General features: G+C 66.2%; 21 protein-coding genes and 1 pseudogene. 21 read left to right on the forward strand and 1 reads right to left on the reverse strand.

All coding sequences use genetic code 11. From position 1 onward, the window contains the following. The 8 genes and pseudogenes from LGN10_RS11530 to LGN10_RS11565 form a co-directional block, all read left to right on the forward strand. A pseudogene (locus LGN10_RS11530) lies at positions 1 to 1,298 on the forward strand (hypothetical protein); the annotation flags it as partial. Next, positions 1,273 to 1,518, forward strand: a complete 246-nt coding sequence (locus tag LGN10_RS11535; protein ID WP_226223400.1) for a hypothetical protein — start codon at positions 1,273 to 1,275, stop codon at positions 1,516 to 1,518. The pseudogene LGN10_RS11530 and the gene LGN10_RS11535, both read left to right, overlap by 26 nt. Continuing rightward, positions 1,515 to 2,144 carry a polymorphic toxin type 22 domain-containing protein gene (locus tag LGN10_RS11540; protein ID WP_264160026.1) on the forward strand — a complete coding sequence of 210 codons (630 nt, stop codon included), beginning with the start codon at positions 1,515 to 1,517 and terminating at the stop codon, positions 2,142 to 2,144. The genes LGN10_RS11535 and LGN10_RS11540 overlap by 4 nt, the downstream gene beginning before the upstream one ends. Positions 2,145 to 2,384: 240 nt before the next feature. Continuing rightward, a complete protein-coding gene (locus tag LGN10_RS11545) occupies positions 2,385 to 2,795 on the forward strand; it encodes a hypothetical protein (protein WP_226223406.1) in 411 nt (136 codons plus the stop codon). A gap of 172 nt (positions 2,796 to 2,967) precedes the next feature. Further along, the gene (locus tag LGN10_RS11550; protein WP_226223408.1) at positions 2,968 to 3,219 is read left to right on the forward strand and encodes a hypothetical protein; all 252 of its coding nucleotides are present in this window, start codon (positions 2,968 to 2,970) and stop codon (positions 3,217 to 3,219) included. 102 nt (positions 3,220 to 3,321) lie between these two features. Further along, the gene (locus LGN10_RS11555; protein WP_226223409.1) at positions 3,322 to 3,969 is read left to right on the forward strand and encodes a hypothetical protein; all 648 of its coding nucleotides are present in this window, start codon (positions 3,322 to 3,324) and stop codon (positions 3,967 to 3,969) included. Continuing rightward, entirely contained in the window at positions 3,966 to 4,238 is a 273-nt protein-coding gene (locus tag LGN10_RS11560) for a hypothetical protein (protein WP_226223411.1), read from the forward strand. Before LGN10_RS11555 ends, LGN10_RS11560 begins: the two co-directional genes overlap by 4 nt. Next, complete coding sequence (locus LGN10_RS11565; protein WP_226223412.1) at positions 4,235 to 5,971, forward strand: ShlB/FhaC/HecB family hemolysin secretion/activation protein; 1,737 nt, start codon at positions 4,235 to 4,237, stop codon at positions 5,969 to 5,971. The genes LGN10_RS11560 and LGN10_RS11565 overlap by 4 nt, the downstream gene beginning before the upstream one ends. Before the next feature lie 168 nt (positions 5,972 to 6,139). Here LGN10_RS11565 and LGN10_RS11570 read toward each other — a convergent pair whose 3' ends face one another. Then, positions 6,140 to 7,090, reverse strand: coding sequence for a LysR family transcriptional regulator (locus LGN10_RS11570; protein ID WP_059581569.1), 951 nt, complete (start codon positions 7,088 to 7,090; stop codon positions 6,140 to 6,142). A gap of 114 nt (positions 7,091 to 7,204) precedes the next feature. Here LGN10_RS11570 and LGN10_RS11575 point away from each other — a divergent pair, with 114 nt between their 5' ends. The 13 genes from LGN10_RS11575 to LGN10_RS11635 all read left to right on the forward strand — a co-directional run bounded on the left by LGN10_RS11575 (position 7,205) and on the right by LGN10_RS11635 (position 23,409). Continuing rightward, positions 7,205 to 8,956, forward strand: coding sequence for an IlvD/Edd family dehydratase (locus LGN10_RS11575; protein ID WP_226223414.1), 1,752 nt, complete (start codon positions 7,205 to 7,207; stop codon positions 8,954 to 8,956). 115 nt (positions 8,957 to 9,071) lie between these two features. Beyond that, entirely contained in the window at positions 9,072 to 10,001 is a 930-nt protein-coding gene (locus tag LGN10_RS11580; RefSeq protein ID WP_059581575.1) for a dihydrodipicolinate synthase family protein, read from the forward strand. A 25-nt stretch (positions 10,002 to 10,026) separates the two neighbouring features. Then, on the forward strand, positions 10,027 to 10,956 hold the full coding sequence (locus LGN10_RS11585; RefSeq protein ID WP_060968186.1) for a Gfo/Idh/MocA family protein: 930 nt from the start codon (positions 10,027 to 10,029) through the stop codon (positions 10,954 to 10,956). Between the two features lie 91 nt (positions 10,957 to 11,047). Next, positions 11,048 to 12,061 (forward strand): arabinose ABC transporter substrate-binding protein, encoded by a 1,014-nt coding sequence (locus tag LGN10_RS11590; protein WP_059581581.1) that lies wholly within the window; start codon positions 11,048 to 11,050, stop codon positions 12,059 to 12,061. Between the two features lie 20 nt (positions 12,062 to 12,081). Then, entirely contained in the window at positions 12,082 to 13,632 is a 1,551-nt protein-coding gene (gene araG, locus LGN10_RS11595) for an L-arabinose ABC transporter ATP-binding protein AraG (protein WP_059581583.1), read from the forward strand. Positions 13,633 to 13,662: 30 nt separating this feature from the next. Further along, complete coding sequence (araH, locus tag LGN10_RS11600) at positions 13,663 to 14,688, forward strand: L-arabinose ABC transporter permease AraH (protein ID WP_059581586.1); 1,026 nt, start codon at positions 13,663 to 13,665, stop codon at positions 14,686 to 14,688. A gap of 50 nt (positions 14,689 to 14,738) precedes the next feature. Continuing rightward, entirely contained in the window at positions 14,739 to 15,647 is a 909-nt protein-coding gene (locus LGN10_RS11605) for an SMP-30/gluconolactonase/LRE family protein (RefSeq protein ID WP_226223416.1), read from the forward strand. Between the two features lie 104 nt (positions 15,648 to 15,751). Beyond that, positions 15,752 to 16,270, forward strand: coding sequence for a MarR family winged helix-turn-helix transcriptional regulator (locus tag LGN10_RS11610; RefSeq protein WP_059581591.1), 519 nt, complete (start codon positions 15,752 to 15,754; stop codon positions 16,268 to 16,270). Positions 16,271 to 16,526: 256 nt separating this feature from the next. Beyond that, a complete protein-coding gene (locus tag LGN10_RS11615) occupies positions 16,527 to 17,357 on the forward strand; it encodes a p-hydroxycinnamoyl CoA hydratase/lyase (RefSeq protein ID WP_059581593.1) in 831 nt (276 codons plus the stop codon). Positions 17,358 to 17,427: 70 nt separating this feature from the next. Beyond that, positions 17,428 to 18,876: an aldehyde dehydrogenase gene (locus tag LGN10_RS11620; RefSeq protein ID WP_226223417.1), complete on the forward strand. Its 1,449-nt coding sequence runs from the start codon at positions 17,428 to 17,430 to the stop codon at positions 18,874 to 18,876. Then, entirely contained in the window at positions 18,873 to 20,780 is a 1,908-nt protein-coding gene (locus LGN10_RS11625) for a feruloyl-CoA synthase (RefSeq protein ID WP_413227145.1), read from the forward strand. Before LGN10_RS11620 ends, LGN10_RS11625 begins: the two co-directional genes overlap by 4 nt. Before the next feature lie 215 nt (positions 20,781 to 20,995). Beyond that, positions 20,996 to 22,201, forward strand: a complete 1,206-nt coding sequence (mhpT, locus tag LGN10_RS11630; protein ID WP_124658170.1) for a 3-(3-hydroxy-phenyl)propionate transporter MhpT — start codon at positions 20,996 to 20,998, stop codon at positions 22,199 to 22,201. 68 nt (positions 22,202 to 22,269) lie between these two features. Beyond that, on the forward strand, positions 22,270 to 23,409 hold the full coding sequence (locus tag LGN10_RS11635; RefSeq protein WP_226223421.1) for a porin: 1,140 nt from the start codon (positions 22,270 to 22,272) through the stop codon (positions 23,407 to 23,409). Positions 23,410 to 23,430: the final 21 nt, after the last annotated feature.

The following is a 23,430-nucleotide window of genomic DNA, read 5'->3' on the forward strand; positions in this document are numbered from 1 at the left end:
GGATTGGGGATTACGCGGACAAGATGATGAAAGACGCCGCCGCGAACGGTGACCAGGCGGGAGTCGACGCGTGGAAGGAAGGTGGAGCGAATCGCGCGCTGATGCAAGGTGCCGGTGCGGCGCTGGTGACAGGGCTGGCGGGCGGTAATGCGGTAGGCGGTGCCGCCGGTGCCGCGATTGCATCGATAGCGTCGGGCAAGCTGAACGAGCTGAGCAGCGCGATCGCAGGCAGCGATCCGACCGGCAACGCCAATATGAATCAGGCACTGGGCAACATCGTGGCGAACGCGCTTGCGACGGGTGCCGGCGCTGCTGTGGGCGGTGAAGCGGGAGCGTTCTCGGGGTACAACGTTGATCGGTTTAACCGGCAGCTTCACCCTGATGAAAGACAGTGGGCGAAGGACAAGGCGAAGGACTTCGCGAAGTTCTATGAAGAAAAGACCGGGAAAGCACTCACCGTGGAACAAGCGCGGAATATGTTGCTGGCGAACGGCTATCGTTTGGTGGACGCGGCGGCAAGCAAGGGGCCGGGAGGGGACGCAACCGCGGTCGCCTATATCAGTCAGAATGGTGGCGGACTGTTCCATGCGACGCCGGCGGAGTACAACAGTCCGTTCTTGTCTGGGAACAAGGATGGTTCACTGACGCCGGAGCAGAAGGCGTTGCCGGGCGCAGTGGCTAATCCAAAGGCCGGACTCGTCATTGCCGGCGGGCTGGTAACTGCTGGGTTGGCGCCAGAGATTGCTGCAGGGTTAGCTGCTATCCCGGGCGCGCCAATTTTTGGTTCAACTGGAGCGTTGGGATCCAGCGCGTGGACGTCGCCTGTTGGGATTGGCGTCCTAACTGGTGGTGTAAATGCGACTTCACAGTACATTCAGAATGGCACGGTCAATCCAGTCGATGTTGGGTATGCCGCAATGGCTGGCGGAGCCGGCACCTATACCAAGTTCTTTGGGAACGTCGTAATAAATTCTGTAACAGGTGCTCTTGATACTGTCACAAACAATGCGATTTCCGGGAAACACGACAGCATTGCAACCGGCGCGGCAGTGAACGCAGGTGCGGCGGCTATCGGCTATGTGACGGGGCTCGCCATGCAAAATCTAATTTCTGCGTTGGCGAAATCCGGGATGGGTAGCTTCGGTTGGTCCGGAACTGGAGTTTGGTCGGGATCATCGGGACAAAATCTGTTTAACCCGAACAATGTTCCTGCAATTGGTGCTGGTATCGGTGGTGCAGCCGGCGCTGAAGCAGGAACGAAAGCGATAAACGATGCCAAATCTCGAATTGGGAAGTGAAGAAATGCTTAGATTGATTGCCTTGTATTTAGTGGCTTTCTTGCTTTCATTTATATGCTTTGCCTCCATAAAGGCATTTGTAATGATTTTTGTAGCCTATTTTTATGGCGGTGGCTTCTTGTGGGCGGGCAACGATACGAGATTCGTTTTGGTGAACGGAACTCTGTTGGGGCTTGTTTTTTGTATCTTCGCGACGGTGGCTTTTGTGCGAAAAAAATGATCCTCGATGGCGATACGAACATCATTGGCTCGAACGTGAAGGGCAATCACGTGAATGCCGATGTGGGCGGGAATCTGAACATTGTGAGCGTCCAGGACACGTTGTCGAGCGCGGCGCATCAGTCGAGTTCGGGTGGCGGTTTCAGCATCAGTCAGGGTGGCGCCAGCGCGAGCTTCAGCCAGAGCAAGGGGAATGCGTCGGGCAGCTATGCGGGCGTCAACGAGCAAGGACGCGGTTTGGCACCTGACTACATGACGGTCAATGTGGGCGCGCTTTCTGGAAACGTAAGTGGTACGGTGAATCTGTACGACGGTTCGACGTATGTTTCGGGAGGCGTTTCCATGACCAACCCATCTTCGGTGTCGTACAGACCCGGGGTCAGTTCGACTATCGGCTACATACTCGGGGCAGACACCGTGACGAAAGCAGGAAACTTCTTGACAGGGGATGGAAATCAGGCGTTCATTTCTGTGCCTACCCCATTTGGCGTCAATGTGATTGGTGCAATAACTCACGCCTATGGCGGAAGTACCGCAGTTGAATTTGGTATTGGTCAGCCGGGTTCTATTTCCTTCGGCGTAATGCCGTGGGGCCATTCATCCGAAGTAACTGGGCATGGAAAATAGGAGGCTTAAATGGCTGCAGTCGGCGGAGGACCGAATCCGGATCAGTGGGCCAAGATGACGCGTGGACAAAAAATTGCTTACTGGGTTAGTGTAACCGCTGCTTGCGCATTTATTGGCGGACTTCTGATAAGAAAATGGTTTTATTAGGCGCTTGGCATACTGATCAGATTAATAGCGGTCGATAAGCTGAACGAGTTGAGCGGCGCGATTGCAAGCAGCGATCCGACTAGCAACGCCAACATGGATCAGGCGCTGGGCAACATCGTGGCGAACGCGCTCGCGACGGGCCCGGGTGGTGTTGTGGGCGGTAAATCGGAAGCGCTCTCCGGCCACAACGTGGATCGGTTCAACCGGCAACTGCATCCGGAAGAAAAGACGCTCGCGAAGCAACTGGCAGAGAAAAGCAAAGGTAAATATACCCAAGCCAGATTGAGGACCAGATGCGAATCATGGGTGTGTCGGTTGATGGCCAGCATCAATCAGGTGCGCCGGATACGCTGGTGGGACAAGCGCCGACGGACTCTGGCGCTAAATGGATTTATGCGGGCTCACATGTCAATAAAAAATATGGCAACTATTCGGCGATGGCGGGGGCTGCTGTGGGAACGGCGTTTGGGTATCCCCTGGGTGCGGGAGCTGAGTCTGGTTTGAATAAATTCCTCAATCCGTGGTATCGACAGGAATGGCAGTACCTTGGCTTGGGGATATCGAAATATGTTCCGCCGAGTATGATTCCATCGTGGGCGGGCGGTATTTTGGGAGGTGTGGTGCAAGAGAAAGCAGGCGCAACGGTACAGAACGGGCTTGACGGAGTTGCAAAGAAATGAGTCCCAAGAGCAGCTTTGAATGGTTTCGCTGGGTATACAACGTGTTGCTTTGGATCACTATTATGGGAATTGGCGTTTCCATCTCAGAACTTGCCGCCGGTCCTGCATTGCAATGGTTGTTTCACGACATTCCATATCAATTGCCAACGTGGAATCGGGTCGAGCGAATGGCTGTGTTTGTAGTTGTGTTCAGTTTTTTCGCGGGCACGGTGACTTGGTTCACTGAAAAGAAGAGGTCAGGTCGGTAGTCTTAAAAACGGGCCCGGCAATATACCGGGTCCGTTGTTAGTTTCAATCGATCCCGAATTAGAACTCGACTACGTCCGTTAAAAGCGGCGACGAAATCCGTTATGAAAGCCACTCTCGTAGGGACATCGCCGACTGACATGGGTGCACAATGGGTCGGAGCACCGGCTACGGCTGACGGCAAGATGGTTCTGACGCAGAAGACGGCGCTTGCAAATCCCGAATTGCAATCGTATATCGTGGCAAATGCTGACTCGGCGACGAACAGCCAGGTGCCAAGCCAGTTCAACTACGATCGTACCGCAAGCAGTGGATGGGGGTTCCATCTGACTGGGCCGTTTACGAAATTCGACCAGTCGGATGCGAATTATATGAAGAGCACAATCGCGGACACGGCCTCGATGGTGTCGAACACCGCAGGATGGATCTCATCCAGCGCTGCGACCGGGGCAGCCGTACCATCACCCTTAGCGCCGGCATTTGGAACGATTGCTTACGGAGCGACGGTAGTAGGTATTGCTGCGGATGCCACATCGCAATTGGTAAATCCGAATGCTGGTCAATACACTTATGAAAGCGCTTTGGCACTGGGCGGTCAGGTGATCGGAGACAAGGTGCCGATCGCATCGTTGGTCATCAATGGAGCGTCCGAAGCTATCAAGAAGCAACCGGTCTCAACAACGGTCGGAAACTGGATCGGCCAGCAATTGAATTCGATTTTTGGTCCGAGTGTCAACAAGGAAAAGAAATGAGATTGATCGAGGACGGTAATTTCGCAGGATGGCTAAGAGTTGTGCTTTTTCTGACGGGCTTAGCCTTGGCGTTGGCAGGACTTGGGCTCGACCAAATACCCCGCTGGATCAGGGCGGGGGCATTTCTCCTTGGTTTTGCGACAATGGCGCTTGGAGGGATGTCCAGTCGAGCACATATGCTGAAGATTAAGCCCTTCGACCGCAGCTACAAGAAGGCGCGAGATAGCTACAAAACGAACGACAACGAAGACGCTGACAAGTCAAAATGAAAATTGCTCTGCGACTGTCGCTCCTACCGGCCGCCACCTTCGTTGCGACCGGTGTGTTTGCGCAGGAAGCTTCGCGCCTGGTAATTCCGGGCAACGACCAGCAAACGCGACAGCAGGAGGAGGCGCGTGAGCGTGAGCGGGCGGTCTCTGCGCCCGGGGTGCGTTCGGGCGTCACGGCGAGCGTCGGGTATCCGACACTGCCGTCGGAGCCGCCGTGCTTTCGCATCGATCGTTTCTCGCTCGATGTGCCCGATGCGCTGCCCGCCTCCCTCAAATCGCAAGGCGCGTCGGCATTGCCGATGGACCGCTTCGCGTTCGCGCGCGAATGGCTTGACCACTACGCTGGCCAGTGCGTCGGCAAACAAGGCCTTGACGTGCTCGTCAAGGGCCTGTCGCAAGCGATCCTGGCGCGCGGTTACGTCACGACCCGCGTGCTGCTGCCTGAACAGGATCTGTCGACCGGCACCCTGAAGTTATCGCTGATCCCCGGCGTGATCCGCCACGTGCGCTTCGCTGACGAGAAGCTGCGCGGCACCTGGAAAACCGCCTTCCCGACGCGCGATGGCGAACTGCTAAACCTGCGCGACCTCGAACAGGGCCTCGAGCAGATGAAGCGCGTGTCGAGCCAGGACGTGTCGATGCAGATTGTCCCCGCCGATGTGCCGGGCGAGAGCGACGTCGTGCTCGACGTGAAGCGCGGCAAGCCCTGGACAGTGGTCGCGTCGATCGACAACTCGGGCACGCGCGCGACCGGCCGGCTACAGGGCAACCTGTCGCTCGGCATCGACAATCCGTTGGGCCTGAACGACATCTTCAACATCGGCGTGAGCCAGGATCTCGAGCTGGGCGACAAGCGCCTCAGCTCGCACGGCTGGAACGGCTTTTATTCGATCCCTTGGGGCTACTGGACCGCGACGCTTTCGGCGTACACGAACACGTACTATCAGCAGATCGCCGGCGTGAATCAGACGTTCGTCGCCAGCGGCAACTCGAAGACCGTCGATTTCAAGCTGAACCGTGTGCTGTCGCGCAGTCAGAACGACGTGTTCGGCGTGCAGTTCCGGCTGTCACGCCGGTTCGGGCAAAGCTTCATCGAAGACACCGAAATCCCGCAGCAGCGCCGCAACAACACGTTCGTCGAGTTCGGCCTGACCGATCGGCACTACTTCGGCAACGCGCAGTTCGACGGCACGCTCGCGTACCGGCAGGGCGTCGGTGCGTTCGGCGCACAGGACGACAGCGTGGCGGCCGACGGCGGCCCGACCTACCGCTACAAGATGGCGGTGCTCGATGCGAACCTGTCGGTGCCGTTCGCGATCGCGCAGCAGCCGTTTCGTTACGTGACGACCCTCCACGGCCAATTCACGGGCAACACGCTGTACTACATCGACGACATGACGATCGGCAGCCGCTACACGGTGCGCGGCTTCGACGGGGAGACGATGCTGGCCGCCTCCCGTGGTTTTTACTGGCGCAATGAACTGCAGGCGCCGATCGATCAAACCGGGCAGGCGGTGTATGCGGGCATCGACTACGGCCGCGTGTGGGGCCCGCAGCCGGTCACACTCGTGGGCACGCAACTGGCAGGGGCCGTGATCGGCGTGAAGGGGAGCGTCGCGACTCGCTTGGGTGCCTACGGTTACGACCTGTTTGCCGGCACGCCGATCTACAAGCCGTCCGGGTTTCCTACGGCACGCGTGACCGTTGGCTTTCAGCTCACCGCACAGTTCTGACGAAGTGGGCGCAATCCGCTACTTTGCCCGCCGTCGTTTGAGACGACGGCGGCGAGGATCGAGAACTGACGGCTTTTTCGATCGTATGGTGCATGGCTCTCTTGTCGGAGGGCCACGTGTGGCGACCATGCTATCCGCGCTGCGGCGGCAAAGCCCGAAATCGCCGCCTCACAACCCCACTCCGTAAACCTCCCCCGCCGCCGCCCGAATCGCCTCGACCATCACCGCCACCGCCGGCGAATGCAGCCGGTCGGTGCGCGTGATGATCCCGAAATCGTCCATCCGGCAATCCATCTCCAGCGGCAGCACCGTGACGATCCCGTGCCGCGCGTAGTAGTGCGCGACGTCCTCGGCGAGCACCGCGATCATGTCGCTCTGTTCGAGCAGTTGCGTGATGAACAGCAGCGCCGAGGTTTCGACGAGGTTCGCCGGCGGCGCGAGGCTCGCGCGCTGGAACACGAGCTCGAAGCGGTGGCGCAGCACGCTGCCGGCCGGCGGCACGACCCACGCGGCGCGCTGCACGTCCGCGAGCGCCAGCGGCGCGTGCGCGAGCAGCGGGTGGCCGGGCCGCACGACGGCGGCCACCGACTCGCCGGTCAGCGGCTCGTAGCGCAGGCGCAGCTTGTCGTGTTCCGCGGACAGCCGGCCGAGCACGATGTCGATCTTTTCCTGCGCGAGGTGTTCGAGCAGCACGTTGCTGGTATCGATCTCGACCGACACGTGCAGGCCCGCATGCGTGCCCTTTACCGCCGCCACGGCCGGCGGCACGAGCCGCAGGCCCGGCGACGTGATCGCGCCCACCGCCACGTGGCCGAGATGGCCGGCCTTCAGCGCGGCCAGTTCCTCGCGCGCCTGGTCGAGGCTGCCGAGCGCCGCGCGCGCGTGGCGGATCAGCGCGTCGCCGTACAGCGTCGGCCGCATCCCGCGCGGCAGGCGCTCGAACAGCACCGCGCCGATCGATTCCTCGAGCTCGCGCAGCAGCTTCGACGCGGCCGGCTGCGTCATGTTCAGCGCGGCCGCCGCGCGGTGAATGCTGCCTTCGTCGGCGAGCGCGACGAGCAGCAGCAACTGGCGCGTCTTCAGGCGGGCGCGGTTGCCCCACGGGCTGGCTTCGGTCATCGTACGGGTTTATATCGATATCGGAATCGATATCGTAATCGCCTAAATCGTCATTAGCCAGTTATCAAAATTCTGCCTAGACTGCGCCGGTATCCCGTCACCACAGGACTGACGATGTCGGCAACAAAACCCAGGCTGCGCTCCGCTCAATGGTTCGGCACGAACGACAAGAACGGCTTCATGTACCGAAGCTGGATGAAGAACCAGGGCATTCCCGATCACGAATTCGACGGCCGGCCGATCATCGGCATCTGCAACACGTGGTCCGAACTGACGCCATGCAACGCGCACTTCCGCAAGCTCGCCGAGCACGTGAAGCGCGGGATCTCGGAAGCAGGCGGCTTCCCGGTCGAGTTCCCGGTGTTCTCCAACGGTGAATCGAACCTGCGGCCGTCGGCGATGCTCACGCGCAATCTTGCATCGATGGACGTCGAGGAAGCGATCCGCGGCAACCCGATCGACGCGGTCGTGCTGCTCGCCGGCTGCGACAAGACGACACCCGCGCTGCTGATGGGCGCGGCGAGCTGCGACGTGCCGGCGATCGTCGTGTCGGGCGGCCCGATGCTGAACGGCAAGCTCGAAGGCAAGAACATCGGTTCGGGCACGGCCGTGTGGCAGTTGCACGAAGCGCTGAAGGCCGGCGAGATCGACGTGCATCACTTCCTGTCGGCCGAAGCCGGCATGTCGCGCTCGGCCGGCACCTGCAACACGATGGGTACCGCATCGACGATGGCGTGCATGGCCGAGGCGCTCGGCGTCGCGCTGCCGCACAACGCGGCGATTCCGGCCGTCGATTCGCGCCGCTACGTGCTCGCGCACATGTCGGGCATCCGGATCGTCGAGATGGCGCTCGAAGGGCTCGTGCTGTCGAAGATCCTGACGCGCGCGGCGTTCGAGAACGCGATCCGCACGAACGCGGCGATCGGCGGCTCGACCAACGCCGTGATCCACCTGAAGGCGATCGCCGGCCGCATCGGCGTGCCGCTCGAGCTGGAAGACTGGATGCGCATCGGCCGCGACACGCCGACGATCGTCGACCTGATGCCGTCGGGGCGCTTCCTGATGGAGGAGTTCTATTACGCGGGCGGGCTGCCGGCCGTGCTGCGCCGGCTCGGCGAAGGCGGGCTGCTGCCGCACCCGGGCGCGCTGACGGTCAACGGCAAGTCGCTGTGGGACAACGTGCGCGAAGCGCCGAACTACGACGAAGAAGTGATCCGCCCGCTCGACCGGCCGCTGATCGAGGACGGCGGCATCCGCATCCTGCGCGGCAATCTCGCGCCGCGCGGCGCGGTGCTGAAGCCGTCGGCGGCGAGCCCCGAACTGCTCAAGCATCGCGGCCGCGCGGTGGTGTTCGAGAACCTCGACCACTACAAGGCGACGATCAACGACGAAGCGCTCGACATCGACGCGAGCTCGGTGATGGTGCTGAAGAATTGCGGGCCGCGCGGGTATCCGGGCATGGCCGAGGTCGGCAACATGGGGCTGCCGCCGAAGCTGCTGCGCCAGGGCGTGAAGGACATGGTGCGGATCTCGGATGCGCGGATGAGCGGCACCGCGTACGGCACGGTCGTGCTGCACGTCGCGCCGGAAGCGGCGGCCGGCGGCCCGCTCGCGGCCGTGCGCAACGGCGACTGGATCGAGCTCGACTGCGAGGCCGGCACGCTGCATCTCGACATCACGGATGAAGAACTGCAGCGCCGCCTGTCGGACGTCGATCCGACCGCGGCGCCGGGCGTGGCCGGCCAGCTCGGCAAGGGCGGCTATGCGCGGCTGTATATCGATCACGTGCTGCAGGCCGACGAGGGGTGCGACCTCGACTTCCTGGTCGGCACGCGCGGCGCGGACGTGCCGAGCCATTCGCATTGAGCGGCGGGCGGCGCGACGTGCGCCGCCGCCGATGGCGGGCCTTCCCGGCCCGCGCTTCATGAAACCATGAACGCATGACGGCCGGCGACAACCGGGCCGAAGCAGGACGCGAACCATGACATCGAGCAGCACGCCGCGCTATCGCGGCATCTTCCCCGTCGTCCCGACGACGTTTACCGACACCGGCGAGCTCGACCTCGCGAGCCAGAAGCGCGCGGTCGACTTCATGATCGATGCGGGGTCGGACGGCCTGTGCATCCTCGCGAACTTCTCCGAGCAGTTCGCGATCACCGACGACGAACGCGACGTGCTCACGCGCACGATCCTCGAACACGTCGCCGGCCGCGTGCCGGTGATCGTCACGACGTCGCACTACGGCACGCAGGTGTGCGCGGCGCGCAGCCTGCGCGCGCAGCAGCTCGGCGCGGCGATGGTGATGGCGATGCCGCCGTATCACGGCGCGACGTTCCGTGTGCCGGAGGCGCAGATCTTCGAGTTCTATGCGCGCGTGTCGGATGCGATCGACATCCCGATCATGATCCAGGACGCGCCCGCGAGCGGCACGCCGCTGTCCGCGCCGTTCCTCGCGCGGATGGCGCGCGAGATCGAACAGGTCGCGTACTTCAAGATCGAGACGCCGGGCGCCGCGAACAAGCTGCGCGAGCTGATCCGGCTCGGCGGCGACGCGATCGAGGGGCCGTGGGACGGCGAGGAAGCGATCACGCTGCTCGCCGATCTCCATGCGGGCGCGACCGGCGCGATGACGGGCGGCGGCTTTCCGGACGGCATCCGGCCGATCCTCGAAGCGTTCCGCGAAGGCCGGCACGACGATGCGTTCGCGCATTACCAGACGTGGCTGCCGCTGATCAATCATGAGAACCGCCAGTCCGGGATCCTCACCGCGAAGGCGCTGATGCGCGCCGGCGGCGTGATCGCGTGCGAGCGGCCGCGGCATCCGATGCCGGAACTGCACCCGGACACGCGCGCGGAGCTGCTCGCGATCGCGCGCCGGCTCGATCCGCTCGTGCTGCGCTGGGCGCGCTGAGCGATTCGCGAAGGAGAGACGCACGATGAGCAATCCAATTTCGCTGGGTGTGATCGGGATCGGCAAGATCGCCCGTGACCAGCATTTGCCGGCGATCGCCGCCGAACCGGGCTTCGCGTTGACTGCCTGCGCGAGCCGTCACGCGGAAGTCAACGGCGTGCGCAATTATCCGGATCTGAACGCGCTGCTCGCCGCCGAGCCCGAGCTCGACGCCGTGTCGCTGTGCGCGCCGCCGCAGGTGCGCTACGCGCAGGCGCGCGCCGCGCTCGAGGCCGGCAAGCACGTGATGCTCGAGAAGCCGCCGGGCGCGACGCTCGGCGAAGTGGCCGCGCTGGACGCGCTGGCGCGCGAGCGCGGCCTCACGCTGTTCGCGACCTGGCATTCGCGCTGCGCGAGCGCGGTGGAACCGGCGCGTGCGTGGCTTGCGTCACGCACGATCCGCGCGGTGCAGGTTCGCTGGAAGGAAGACGTGCGGCGCTGGCATCCGGGGCAGCAGTGGATCTGGGAACCGGGCGGCCTCGGCGTGTTCGATCCGGGCATCAACGCGCTGTCGATCGTCACGCGGATCCTGCCGCGCGAGCTCGTGCTGCGCGAGGCGACGCTCATCGTGCCGAGCGACGTGCAGACGCCGATCGCGGCCGAACTCGATTGCGCGGATACCGACGGCGTGCCGGTGCGCGCGGAATTCGACTGGCGGCACGGCCCGGTCGAGCAATGGGAAATCGCGGTCGACACGGCCGACGGCGTGCTCGCGATCAGCCGCGGCGGCGCGCAATTGTCGATCGCGGGCGAGCCGGTCGAGATCGGGCCCGAACGCGAGTATCCGGCGCTGTATGCGCACTTTCGTGCGCTGATCGCGCGTGGCGAAAGCGACGTCGACGTGCGGCCGCTGCGGCTCGTCGCCGACGCCTTCCTGTTCGGCCGACGCGTGCAGACCGACGCGTTCGGCCGCTGAACCTGCGTGCGCGCGCCGCCTCGGGCGCGCACGACGAACGATTGATTACGGACACACATCACGGCATCGGCCGACACAAAGGAGACACCACATGAACCGCACGACTCACACGATCCGTCGACATACCCTGCGCGCGCTGCTGGCCGCGCTGTGCATCGCGCCGCTCGGCATGCAGGGCGCCGCGCACGCCGACGCGCCGCTGAAGATCGGCTTCCTCGTGAAGATGCCCGAGCAGGCGTGGTTCATCAACGAGCAGAACGCGGCGTCCGCGCTCGGCCAGAAGGAGAACTTCTCGGTCGTGAAGATCGGCACGCCGGACGGCGAGAAGGTGCTGGCCGCGATCGACAACCTCGGTTCGCAGGGGGCGCAGGGCTTCGTGATCTGCGCGCCGGACGTGCGCCTCGGGCCGGCGATCGCGTCGCGCGCGAAGCGCTACAACATGAAGTTCGTGACCGTCGACGACCAGCTCGTCGATTCGAGCGGCAAGCCGCTGCCGAACGTGCCGCACCTCGGGATGTCGGCGACCAAGATCGGCAACCAGGTCGGCCAGGCGATCTCCGACGAAATGAAGCGGCGCGGCTGGAAGCCCGAGGAAGTCGGCGCGCTGCGGATCACCAATTACGAGTTGCCGACCGCGAAGCTGCGCACCGACGGCGCGACGCAGGCGCTGCTCGCGAACGGCTTCCGCAAGGAGAACATCTTCGACGCGCCGCAGAAGACGACCGACGACGAAGGCGGCTTCAGCGCGGCGGCACCCGTGCTCGCCCGCCATCCGAACGTGAAGAAATGGGTGATCTACGCGCTGAACGAGGAAACCGTGCTCGGCGCGGTGCGCGCGACGGAACAGCTGCACATCCCGGCGGCCGACGTGATCGGCGTCGGCATCAACGGTGCGGGCGAGGCGTTCGCCGAATTCCAGAAGAAGGAGCCGACCGGCTTCTACGGGACGATCGCGGTCAGCTCGACGAACCACGGCAAGGACAGCACGCAGAACCTCGTCGACTGGATCCGCAACGGCAAGGTGCCGCCGGCCGACACGCAGACGAGCGGCAAGCTGATGACGCGCACGAACTGGCAGGCCGTGCGCGCCGAGCTCGGCATCTGAGCGGGCGAGGCGAGAACGCGATGACGATGCAGACGATGACGGCCGCGTCCGCCGGCCACGGTGCCGAAGCGGGCACGCCGCCGAGCGGCGCGCTGCTCGCGCTCGACGGCATCACCGTGACGTTTCCGGGCGTGCGTGCGCTCGACACGGTGTCGCTGTCGGTGCGCGCGGGCGAAGTGCACGGGCTGATGGGCGAGAACGGCGCGGGGAAATCGACGCTGCTGAAGGTGCTGTCCGGCGTGAACCAGCCGCAGGCCGGCACGTTGACGCTGAACGGCACGGTGCAGCGCTTCGCGTCGACCCGCGCGGCGCTCGAGGCCGGCATCGCGATCATCTACCAGGAGCTTCATCTGGTTCCCGAACTGACGGTCGCGGAGAACCTGATGCTCGGACAATTGCCGAGCCGGGCCGGCGTGGTCGACGAGCGCGCGCTCGCCGCGCGCGCGCTCGATGCGCTGGAGCGGCTGGGCGAGCATATCGATCCGGGTATTCCGGTGAAGTATCTGTCGATCGGCCAGCGCCAGATGATCGAGATCGGCAAGGCGCTGATGCGCGACGCACGCGTGATCGCGTTCGACGAGCCGACGAGCTCGCTGTCCGCGCGCGAGACCACGCAACTGTTCCGGATCATCCGCGCGCTGCGCGCGGAAGGCCGCGCGATCATCTACGTCACGCACCGGATGGAGGAAGTGTACGAACTGTGCGACCGCGTGACCGTGTTTCGCGACGGCCGCCGCATCGACACGTTCGATTCCGTCGCCGATCTCGACCGCGACCGGTTGATCGGCTGCATGGTCGGCCGCTCGATCGAGGACGTGTACGGCTACCGGCCGCGCACGGCCGGCGACGTGCTGATCGAGGCGAAAGGGTTGACGGGGCCGGGGCTCGCCGAGCCCGTGTCGTTCACCGCGCGGCGCGGCGAGATCGTCGGCTTCTTCGGGCTCGTCGGCGCGGGCCGCTCGGAACTGATGAAGCTGCTGTACGGCGCCGCGCGCCCGAGCGCGGGGCACGTCGAGCTGAACGGCAAGCGGGTCGCGTTCGGCAGCCCGCGCGACGCGGTGCGCGCCGGCATCGCGCTGTGCCCGGAAGACCGGAAACAAGAGGGCATCGTCGCGATCGCGTCGGTGGCCGACAACCTGAACATCAGCGTGCGCCGCCATTTCAGCCCGGCGCGCGTGCTGCTCGACGGGCGGCGGGAACGCGAGCTCGCGCAGAAATACATCGAACGCCTCGCGATCAAGACCCGCGACGGCGACACGCCGATCGGCGCGCTGTCGGGCGGCAACCAGCAGAAGGTCGTGATCGCGCGCTGGCTGGCCGAGCGCATCGACGTGTTCCTGATGGACGAGCCGACGCGCGGCATCGACGTCGGCGCGCGCGCGGAAATCTACAACCTGTTCTACGAACTCGCGGAAGCGGGCCGCACGGTGATCCTCGTGTCGAGCGATCTGGCCGAGGTGATCGGCGTGTCGGACCGCATCATCGTGATGAAGGAAGGGCGGATCGCGGGCGAGGTCGACAAGGCGCACGCGACGCCCGACGCGCTGATCAAGCTCGCGCTGCCGCGCTAGCGGCGAGCAGTCAACCGGAAAGCAACTGATATGAGCCAGGCAATGCAACCCCAACGTACCTCCCCATCCCCGGATGCCGCCGCCGCGGCCACGCCCGCGCGTCCGCGCGGCGGCGTGTGGCAGCTGATCAACCGTTCCGGCATCGTGATGGTGTTTCTCGTGCTGTTCGCGGTGCTGTCGCTGACCGTGCCGGACTTTCTCACGCCGCGCAACATCCAGGGCCTGCTGCTGTCGGTCACGCTGATCGGCTCGATCGCGGTGACGATGATGTTCGTGCTCGCGTTAGGCGAGGTCGACCTGTCGGTCGCGTCGATCGTCGCGTTTTCCGGCGTCGTCGCGTCGACGCTGATCACCGCGACGCACAGCGTCGTGCTCGGCATCGCGGCCGGCGTGCTCGCCGGCGGCGCGGTCGGGCTCGTGAACGGCGTGCTGATCGCGCGCTGGCGGATCAACTCGCTGATCGTCACGCTCGCGATGATGGAAGTCGTGCGCGGCCTCGCATTCATCACGTCGAACGGCGACGCGGTGATGATCTCCGAGGAGCGCTTCTTCGATCTCGGCGGTGGGTCGTTCCTCGGCATCTCGTTTCCGATCTGGAGCAACATCGTCGGCTTCGTCGTGTTCGGCTTCCTGCTGCGCAAGACGGTGTTCGGCAAGAACGTGCTGGCCGTCGGCGGCAACGGCGAGGCCGCGCTGCTCGCGGGGCTGCCGGTGATGCGCATCAAGATCACGGTGTTCGTGCTGCAGGGGCTCGTGACCGGCTTCGCGGGCGTGATGCTCGCGTCGCGGATGAGCCTCGGCGACCCGAAAACCTCGGTCGGCCTCGAGCTCGGCGTGATCTCCGCGTGCGTGCTCGGCGGCGTGTCGCTGACGGGCGGCGTCGCGACGATCTCCGGCGTGCTGGTCGGCGTGCTGATCATGGGCTCGGTGCAGGACGCGATGAGCCTGTTGAACGTGCCGACCTTTTACCAATATCTGATACGCGGCGGAATTCTGTTGCTCGCGGTGCTGTTCGACCAGTATCGTCGCAACCAGCGGCGCGCGATGAAGATCTGATGTCGACCACGTGCGGCCGCCTGCAAATGCGACGACTATCGGGAGACGGCATGCAACAGACTCATCCGGCCGCGTCGGCGACGCTGCTGGCCGACAGCCGCAACACGCTCGGCGAAGGCGCGACGTGGTGCGACAGGACGCACGCGCTGTACTGGGTGGATATCGAAGGCGCGCAGCTGTGGCGCTGCCGCGCGGACGGTTCGGACCTCGTGCAATGGGCGATGCCCGAACGGCTCGCGTGCTTCGCGCTGACCGACGATCCGGATGTGCTGCTCGTCGGGCTCGCGACACATCTTGCGTTCTTCGATCTGCGCAGCGGCACGTTCACGCGGATCGTCGACGTCGAACCCGAGCTGCCGACGCGGCTGAACGACGGCCGCTGCGATCCGTTCGGCGCGTTCGTGTTCGGGATGAAGGATGAGGGGGGCGATCCGCCGCGCGCGGTCGGCGGGTTTTATCGGCTCGATGCCGATCTCACGCTGGAGCGGCTTGCGCTGCCGCCGGCCGCGATCGCGAACAGCATCGGGTTCTCGCCGGACGGCACGAAGATGTATTTCTGCGATTCGCTGGTGCGCGAGATTTTCGTGTGCGATTACCGGGCGGGCGGCGATGTCGCGAACGTGAGACCGTTCGCGCGGCTGACCGATGCCGATGGCGATCCGGACGGGTCGATCGTCGATCGCGACGGCGGGCTTTGGAATGCGCAGTGGGGCGGGCGAAGGGTGGTGCGTTATGGCGCCGACGGTGTCGAGACGGACCGCGTGGCGGTGCCGACCGCGCAGCCGAGCTGCGTGGCGATCGATGGCGAAGGCAGGCTGTATGTGACGAGTGCGCGTGTTGACCTGAGCGATGACGCGCTGGCCGGCGATGCGCACGCGGGTGGTGTGTTCGTCGCGCAGACGCGCTATGCGGGGCTGCCGACGGCGCGGTTTGCGGGCACGCGCCCGTCGGACGGCTGACCGTCGCGGCTGACCGCGCGTACCGGGCGCGTGTCGCATACAACCGGACAGAGCGACGTTTCGCGTGCTGGTAAGATGGCCCGCAATTCCATCCCGCCCGCACCATGAGTTCCACCCCGACCAAGCCCGCGAACCCGAAAACCGCTGCAAAAGCCGCCGCGAAGAACGACGCCGCCCGCGCCCCGGGCGACAAGCCGAAGCCGCGCGTGCAGCAGCGCCTGACCTACGTGATCGGCGGCCTCGACCGGCTGCTGCGCCGTCACATGACCGACGCGCTCGCACCGCTCGGCATCACGCTCGCGCAATACACGGCGCTGTCGGTGCTCGAGGCGCGCGGCGCATCGTCGAACGCGCAACTGGCCGAACGTTCGTGGATCACGCCGCAATCGGCGAACGAGGTGATGAGCGTGATGGCCGCGCGCGGCTTCGTCACGCGTGAAGCCGACCCGTCGCACGGCCGCATCATCCTGCTGAAGCTGACCGACGCCGGCGCGGCGATGCTGCGTGAATGCGAAGCCGTGCTGCGCCCGCTCGAAATGCGCATGCTCGGCGACATTTCGGCCGACGACGCCGCGCACGTGCAGCGCGCGCTCGAACTGTTCTCGCGCAACCTGCGCGGCTGATCGGCTCCGATCCTTCACGACGCGCGGCCCGGGCGGCGCGCGTCCGCTTCGCTGCCCCGCCTCCCGGCGGCTGACCGTTCCCCGATTCCCCCGATTCCCCCGATTCCCCCGATTCCTCCGTTTTCCCGCTTTCCGCTCCGGGTTTACACCGGCGCTCGTGCCGCTTGCAATATCAGGTAGCCTGATATTAAATGAAGTCGTCCGCAGCAGGAATGCTGCGCACCGAATCGCACAGGAACGAACGACAGGAACAGACATGAGCAAGTACGACAACCGCTGGCAGACCGTTGAACTGAAAGTGGAGGCCGGCATCGCGTGGGTGACGCTGAATCGCCCGGAGAAGCGCAACGCCATGAGCCCGACGTTGAATCGGGAGATGCTGGAAGTCCTCGACGCGGTCGAATTCGACGACGAAGCGAAGGTGCTGGTGCTGACCGGCGCGGGCGCCGCGTGGACGGCCGGCATGGATCTGAAGGAATACTTCCGCGAGATCGACGGCGGCTCCGACGCGCTGCAGGAAAAAGTGCGCCGCGACGCGTCGGAATGGCAGTGGCGCCGCCTCCGGATGTACAACAAGCCGACGATCGCGATGGTGAACGGCTGGTGTTTCGGCGGCGGATTCTCGCCGCTCGTCGCGTGCGATCTCGCGATCGCGGCCGACGAAGCGGTGTTCGGGCTGTCGGAGATCAACTGGGGCATCCCGCCGGGCAACCTCGTCAGCAAGGCGATGGCGGACACCGTCGGGCATCGCCGCGCGCTGCACTACATCATGACCGGCGACACGTTCACCGGCGCGGAAGCGGCCGAGATGGGCCTCGTGAACAGCAGCGTGCCGCTCGCCGGGCTGCGCGACGCGACGATCGCGCTCGCCGCGCGGCTGATGGACAAGAACCCGGTCGTGCTGCGCGCGGCGAAACACGGCTTCAAGCGTTCGCGCGAGCTCACGTGGGAGCAGTGCGAGGATTACCTGTATGCGAAGCTCGACCAGGCGCAGTTGCGCGACCCGGAGCGCGGCCGTGAACAGGGGCTGAAGCAGTTCCTCGACGACAAGACGATCAAGCCGGGCCTGCAGGCATACAAGCGTTGATACGGCGCGAACGCAGCCGCCGATATAACCGCGGACGTAACCGCAAGAGACAGGCAGGGCAGGAGACGACATGACCGACAGACGGATGCTGATCGGCGGCGAGTGGTGCAACGCTCGCGACGGCCGCACCTTCGACCGCTTCAACCCCGCGACGGGCGCGCTCGCATCGCGCGCTCCGGCGGCCGGCCTGGCCGATGCCGACGCGGCAATCGACGCCGCGCACCGCGCGTTCCCCGCATGGGCGGCGCTCGCGCCGACCGAGCGCCGCCGGCTGCTGCTGAAGGCGGCCGACCTGATGGACGCGCGCATCGACGCGTTCGTCGCGGCGGGCGTGGCCGAAACCGGCGCGACGCCCGGCTGGATCGGCTTCAACGTGACGCTCGCGGCGAACATGCTGCGCGAGGCCGCGTCGATGACGACGCAGATCGCCGGCGACGTGATCCCGTCCGACGTACCGGGCAATCTCGCGCTCGCGATGCGCGTGCCGTGCGGCGTGGTGCTCGGCATCGCGCCGTGGAACGCGCCGGTGATCCTCGGCACGCGAGCGCTTGCGATGCCGCTCGCATGCGGCAACACGGTCGTGCTGAAGGCGTCCGAGGCGTGCCCGGGCGTGCACGCGCTGATCGGCGCGGTGCTGGACGAAGCGGGGCTCGGCGCGGGCGTGGTGAACGTGATCACGCACGCGGCGGCCGACGCGCCCGAGCTCGTCGAGCGGATGATCGCGCATCCGCATGTGAAGCGGATCAACTTCACCGGATCGACGCACGTCGGCCGGATCATCGCGCGCCACGCGGCCGCGCACCTGAAACCGGTGCTGCTCGAGCTCGGCGGCAAGGCGCCGGCACTGGTGCTCGACGATGCCGATCTCGATGCGGCGGTCGACGCGATCGCATTCGGCGCATTCTTCAACCAGGGGCAGATCTGCATGTCGACGGAGCGCGTGATCGCCGCGCGGCCGATCGCCGATGCACTCGTCGAGCGGCTCGCCGCGAAGGCGCGCACGCTGGTTGCCGGCGATCCGCTGGCCGGCCATTCGCTCGGCACGATGGTCGATGCGTCGGCCGCCGCGCGCGCGGCGTCGCTGGTCGAGGATGCGCGCGCACTGGGCGCGCAATTGCCGCTCGGCTGCCGCGTGGAAGGCGCGACGATGCAGCCCGCGATCGTCGACGGCGTCACGCGCGACATGCGCCTGTATCGCGAGGAATCGTTCGCGCCGGTGGTGGCGATCCTGCGCGCGGACAGCGACGACGAAGCGGTCGAGCTCGCGAACGACAGCGAGTTCGGCTTGTCGGCGAGCGTGTTCAGCCGCGATATCGCCCGCGCGATGGCGGTCGCGCGCCGGATCGAATCGGGGATCTGCCACGTCAACGGGCCGACCGTGCACGACGAGGCGCAGATGCCGTTCGGCGGCACGAAGGCGAGCGGCTACGGCCGCTTCGGCAGCCGCGCGTCGATCGCCGAATTCACCGAGCTGCGCTGGATCACCGTGCAGACCACGCCGCGCCACTATCCGATATGAGCGAGCCGACGATGAAAGCAGAGAAGGCGCCGCTTCAGGCTGGCCAACACGCTGGCGGCGTACGCTATCGCGCGGCCGCCGTCGCGGTCGGCGCGGCCGAGATTCGCCGCGCCGACGACGGCACCTGGTACCTGCGCTCGCGCGAGCCGCTCGGCGATTACCCGACGCGCATCACCGACTGCCTCGTGCGCGGCGCGCAGGCGCATCCCGACCGCGTGCTGGCCGCGCGGCGCGGCGCCGACGGGCACTGGATCGAGATCACCTACGCGCGGATGCTCGAACGCGCCCGCGCGCTCGGCCAGGGCCTCGTCGATCTCGGGTTGTCGGCCGAGCGTCCGCTCGCGGTGCTGTCCGGCAACGATCTCGAGCATCTGCAACTGATGTTCGCGGCGATGCTGGCCGGCGTGCCGTACTCGCCGATCTCGCCCGCGTATTCGCTGGTGTCGACCGATTACGGCAAGCTGCGTCACACGCTCGGCGTGCTGAAGCCGGGCGCCGTGTTCGTCGCCGAACGCGCGCCGTTCGCGCGTGCGCTCGACGCGACGTTGCCGGCCGATGCGGTGCTGATCGTCGCGCGCGATGCCGATGCCGATGCGGACGGAAAGGCCCGCGCGGTGCCGCTGTCGCGCCTGCTCGCCACCGTCCCGCGCACGATCGACGCGATCCACGAGGCGGTCGGCCCCGACCATCTCGCGAAGATCCTGTTCACGTCCGGCTCGACGAAGCTGCCGAAGGCCGTGCCGACCACGCACCGGATGCTGTGCAGCAACCAGCAGATGCTGCGCCAGACGATGCCCGAGCTCACGCGCGAGCCGCCGGTGCTGGTCGACTGGCTGCCGTGGAATCACACGTTCGGCGGCAGTCACAACCTCGGCATCGCGCTGTACAACGGCGGCTCGCTCTACATCGACGATGGCCGCCCGATGCCCGGCCGCTTCGACGAAACCGTGCGCAACCTGCGCGAGATCGCGCCGACGATCTACTTCAACGTGCCGAAGGGCTGGGAGGAGCTGACCGCCGCGCTCGAACGCGACGCCGAACTGCGCGACACGTTCTTCTCGCGCGTGAAGTTGTATTTCTTCGGCGGCGCGGGGCTGTCGCAGGCCGCGTGGGACCGGCTCGACCGCGTGACCGAAGCGCATTGCGGCGAGCGCATCCGGATCATGGCCGGCCTCGGGATGACGGAGGCGTCGCCGTCGTGCCTGTTCACGACCGGGCCGCTGATGCGTGCGGGCTATATCGGGCTGCCCGCGCCCGGCTGCGACGCGAAGCTCGTGCCGTGCGGCGGCAAGCACGAACTGCGCTTCAAGGGGCCGAACGTGATGCGCGGCTACTGGCATGCCGATGTCGATCCGCGCGACGTGTTCGACGAAGAGGGCTACTACCGCAGCGGCGACGCGGGCGTGTTTGCCGATCCGGAGCGGCCGGAGCTCGGGCTGATGTTCGACGGGCGGCTGACCGAGGATTTCAAGCTGAGCAGCGGCACGTTCGTCAGCGTCGGGCCGTTGCGCGCGAACGCGGTGTCGAGCGGCGCGCCGTACGTGCAGGACGTGGTCGTGACGGGAATCAATCGCGACGACATCGGCTTGCTGGTGTTTCCGCGCGTCGATGCATGCCGCGCGCTGGCGGGGCTCGCCGCCGATGCGTCCGTGACCGACGTGCTGCGCGCGCCGGCCGTGCGTGCGGCGTTCGCGGCGTGGCTGGCCGCGCTGAACCGGAACGCGAGCGGCGGTTCGACGTTCGTCGCGAGGATTCGGTTGATCGACACGCCGCCGTCGCTCGATCTCGGCGAAGTGACCGACAAGGGATCGCTGAACCAGGCGGCCGTGCAGAAGCATCGCGCGGCGACGATCGACGCGCTGTACGACCCGGCGCGGCGCGATCCCGACGTGATTTACGCGTAAGCAGCACGCGCGAGCAGTTACAGCGGTAAGCAGCACGCAGGCACAACGACCGGCCGGCCACGACACCGGCAGGCACTTTCGCGGCCAGTGAATCAGGCTGCCTGATAAAGGTGGCCGTTCATACGACACCTCGCGCGCCGAACCGCCACTGGCCGGCGGCGGCGCGCGGCGGCCGTTACAGGGCCGACCGACCACAAAGACATGGGAATGGAGACATGAACACTTACGTTGCCGAAAAATCCACGGTCGCGACCACGCTCGCACTGTGTTTCGCGATCGCCCTTCTCGAAGGGCTCGACCTGCAGTCGGTCGGCGTCGCCGCGCCGCGGATGGCGCGCGAATTCGGGTTGAGCGTGTCGCAGATGGGTATCGCGTTCAGCGCGGGCACCTTCGGGCTGCTGCCGGGCGCGATGCTCGGCGGGCGGCTCGCCGACCGGATCGGCCGCAAGCGAGTGCTGATCGCATCGGTCGTGCTGTTCGGGCTGCTGTCGATCGCGACCGCGCAGGTCTCGACGTTCGCGATGCTCGTCGTCGTGCGCGTGCTGACCGGCATCGGCCTCGGCGGCGCGATGCCGAACCTGATCGCATTGTCGTCCGAAGCGGTCGAGCCGCGCTCGCGCAGCAGCGCGGTCGCGACGATGTACTGCGGGATTCCGTTCGGCGGCGTGATCGCATCGCTGATCGGCGTGCTGCTCGCCGGCGACACCGAATGGCGGCACATCTTCTACGTCGGCGGTGTGGGGCCGCTGCTGCTCGTGCCGCTGCTCGTGTGGTGCCTGCCGGAATCGCGCGCGTATCTCGACGTCGCCGGCACGCAGGCCGCGCGCATCAGCGTCGCACGCACGCTGTTCGGCGACGGCCGCACGACGTCGACGGTCGCGCTGTGGGTCAGCTACTTCTGCACGCTGATCGTCCTGTACTTCCTGCTGAACTGGCTGCCGTCGCTGATGGCCGCGCGCGGGCTCGATCGCGCGCACGTCGGCCTCGTGCAGATCGCGTTCAACGTCGGCGCGGGGCTCGGCGCGCTCGGCATCGGCGCGGCGCTCGACCGGATGCGCGCGTCGCGCGTGGTCGGCGGCATGTACGTCGGGATCGTGCTGTCGCTCGCCGCGCTCGCGGCCGCGCCCGGCTTCGCGTCGCTCGCGGCGGCCGCGTTCGCCGCCGGGATGTTCGTCGTCGGCGGGCAGTCGGTGCTGTACGCGCTTGCGGCGATGTACTACCCGACCGCGATGCGCGGCACCGGCGTCGGCTCCGCGGTCGCCGTCGGCCGGCTCGGCTCCGTCGTCGGGCCGCTCGCGGCCGCGACGCTGCTGGCCGCGGGCCGCAGCGCGCCCGTCGTGATCGGCGCGAGCATCCCCGTCACGCTGGTCGCCGCCGTCGCCGCGCTGGTGCTGATCCGGCGGCCGCAGGCACACGACTGAATTCCGTTGCTTTCAACCCACCAGCGCCGACAGAGCGCGATATCGACACAGGTCTGGAGACATTCATCATGAAGCACACCAAAGCCTTGCTGGCAGCCGGCGCATGCGCGCTGGCCGCGACCGGCGCGCACGCCCAGTCGAGCGTGACGCTGTACGGGATCATCGACACGGGCGTCGAGTTCGTGTCGCACGCGAACGCGGCCGGCGATCACGTGGTGCGGATGCCGGGTGTGACGGGCGAACTGCCGTCGCGCTGGGGGCTGCGCGGCACCGAGGATCTCGGCGGCGGCTACCAGGCGGTGTTCACGCTCGAAAGCGGCTTCAACGTGCGCGGCGGCGATCTCGGGCAGGGCGGCCGGCTGTTCGGGCGGCAGGCGTTCGTCGGGCTGAAGAGCGGCTTCGGCACGCTCGCGTTCGGCCGCCAGTACACGATGACCTATCTCGCGCTGCAGGGTGCGGACATCATCGGCCCCGACATCTACGGGCTCGGCTCGTTCGACGCATACGTGCCGAACGGCCGCGCCGACAACGCGGTGACCTACGTCGGCACGTATCGCGGCGTGACGCTCGGCGCCGCGTATTCGTTCGGACGCGACGGCGCGGGCACCGGCAATTCGCCGGGGCAGGGCACGTGCGCGGGGCAGGTGCCCGGCGACGCGGTGCAGTGCCGCAACTGGTCGGTGATGCTCAAGTACGACAGCGCGTATTTCGGCGCGGCGGCATCGTACGAGGAACAGCGCGGCGGCACCGGCGCGGCCGCCAACTTCTTCGACGGCGTGGCGCCCGTCCCGTTCACGAGCAGCGGCGGCAAGGATGCGCGCACGCACGTGAGCGCGTATGCGCAGGCGGCCGGCGCGAAGATCGGCGCGGGCTGGATCGGGCGGCGCGTGTCGACCGGTTCGCCGGTCGCGCCCGGCGCGCATTCGGATCTGTTCTTCGTCGGCGCGTCGTATGCGGTGAAGCCCGATTTCATCGTCGACGGCGAAGGCTACCGGATCGTCAACACCGCGCACGACACGCGCGCGACGATGGCCACGCTGCGCGCGACTTATCTGTTCACCAAGCGCACGGCCGTCTACGCGCAGTCGTCGTATCTGTGGAACAGCGCGCATGCGCGCTACGCGGTCAGCGGCGGCGGGCCCGGCACGACGCCCGGCGCGGGGATGGGGCAGCTCGGCGCGATGGTCGGCGTGCGGCACATGTTCTGATTCACCGGCGTGACGAACCGA

The sequence above is a fragment of the Burkholderia sp. AU32262 genome, assembly GCF_020419985.1.
GTDB lineage: Bacteria > Pseudomonadota > Gammaproteobacteria > Burkholderiales > Burkholderiaceae > Burkholderia > Burkholderia semiarida.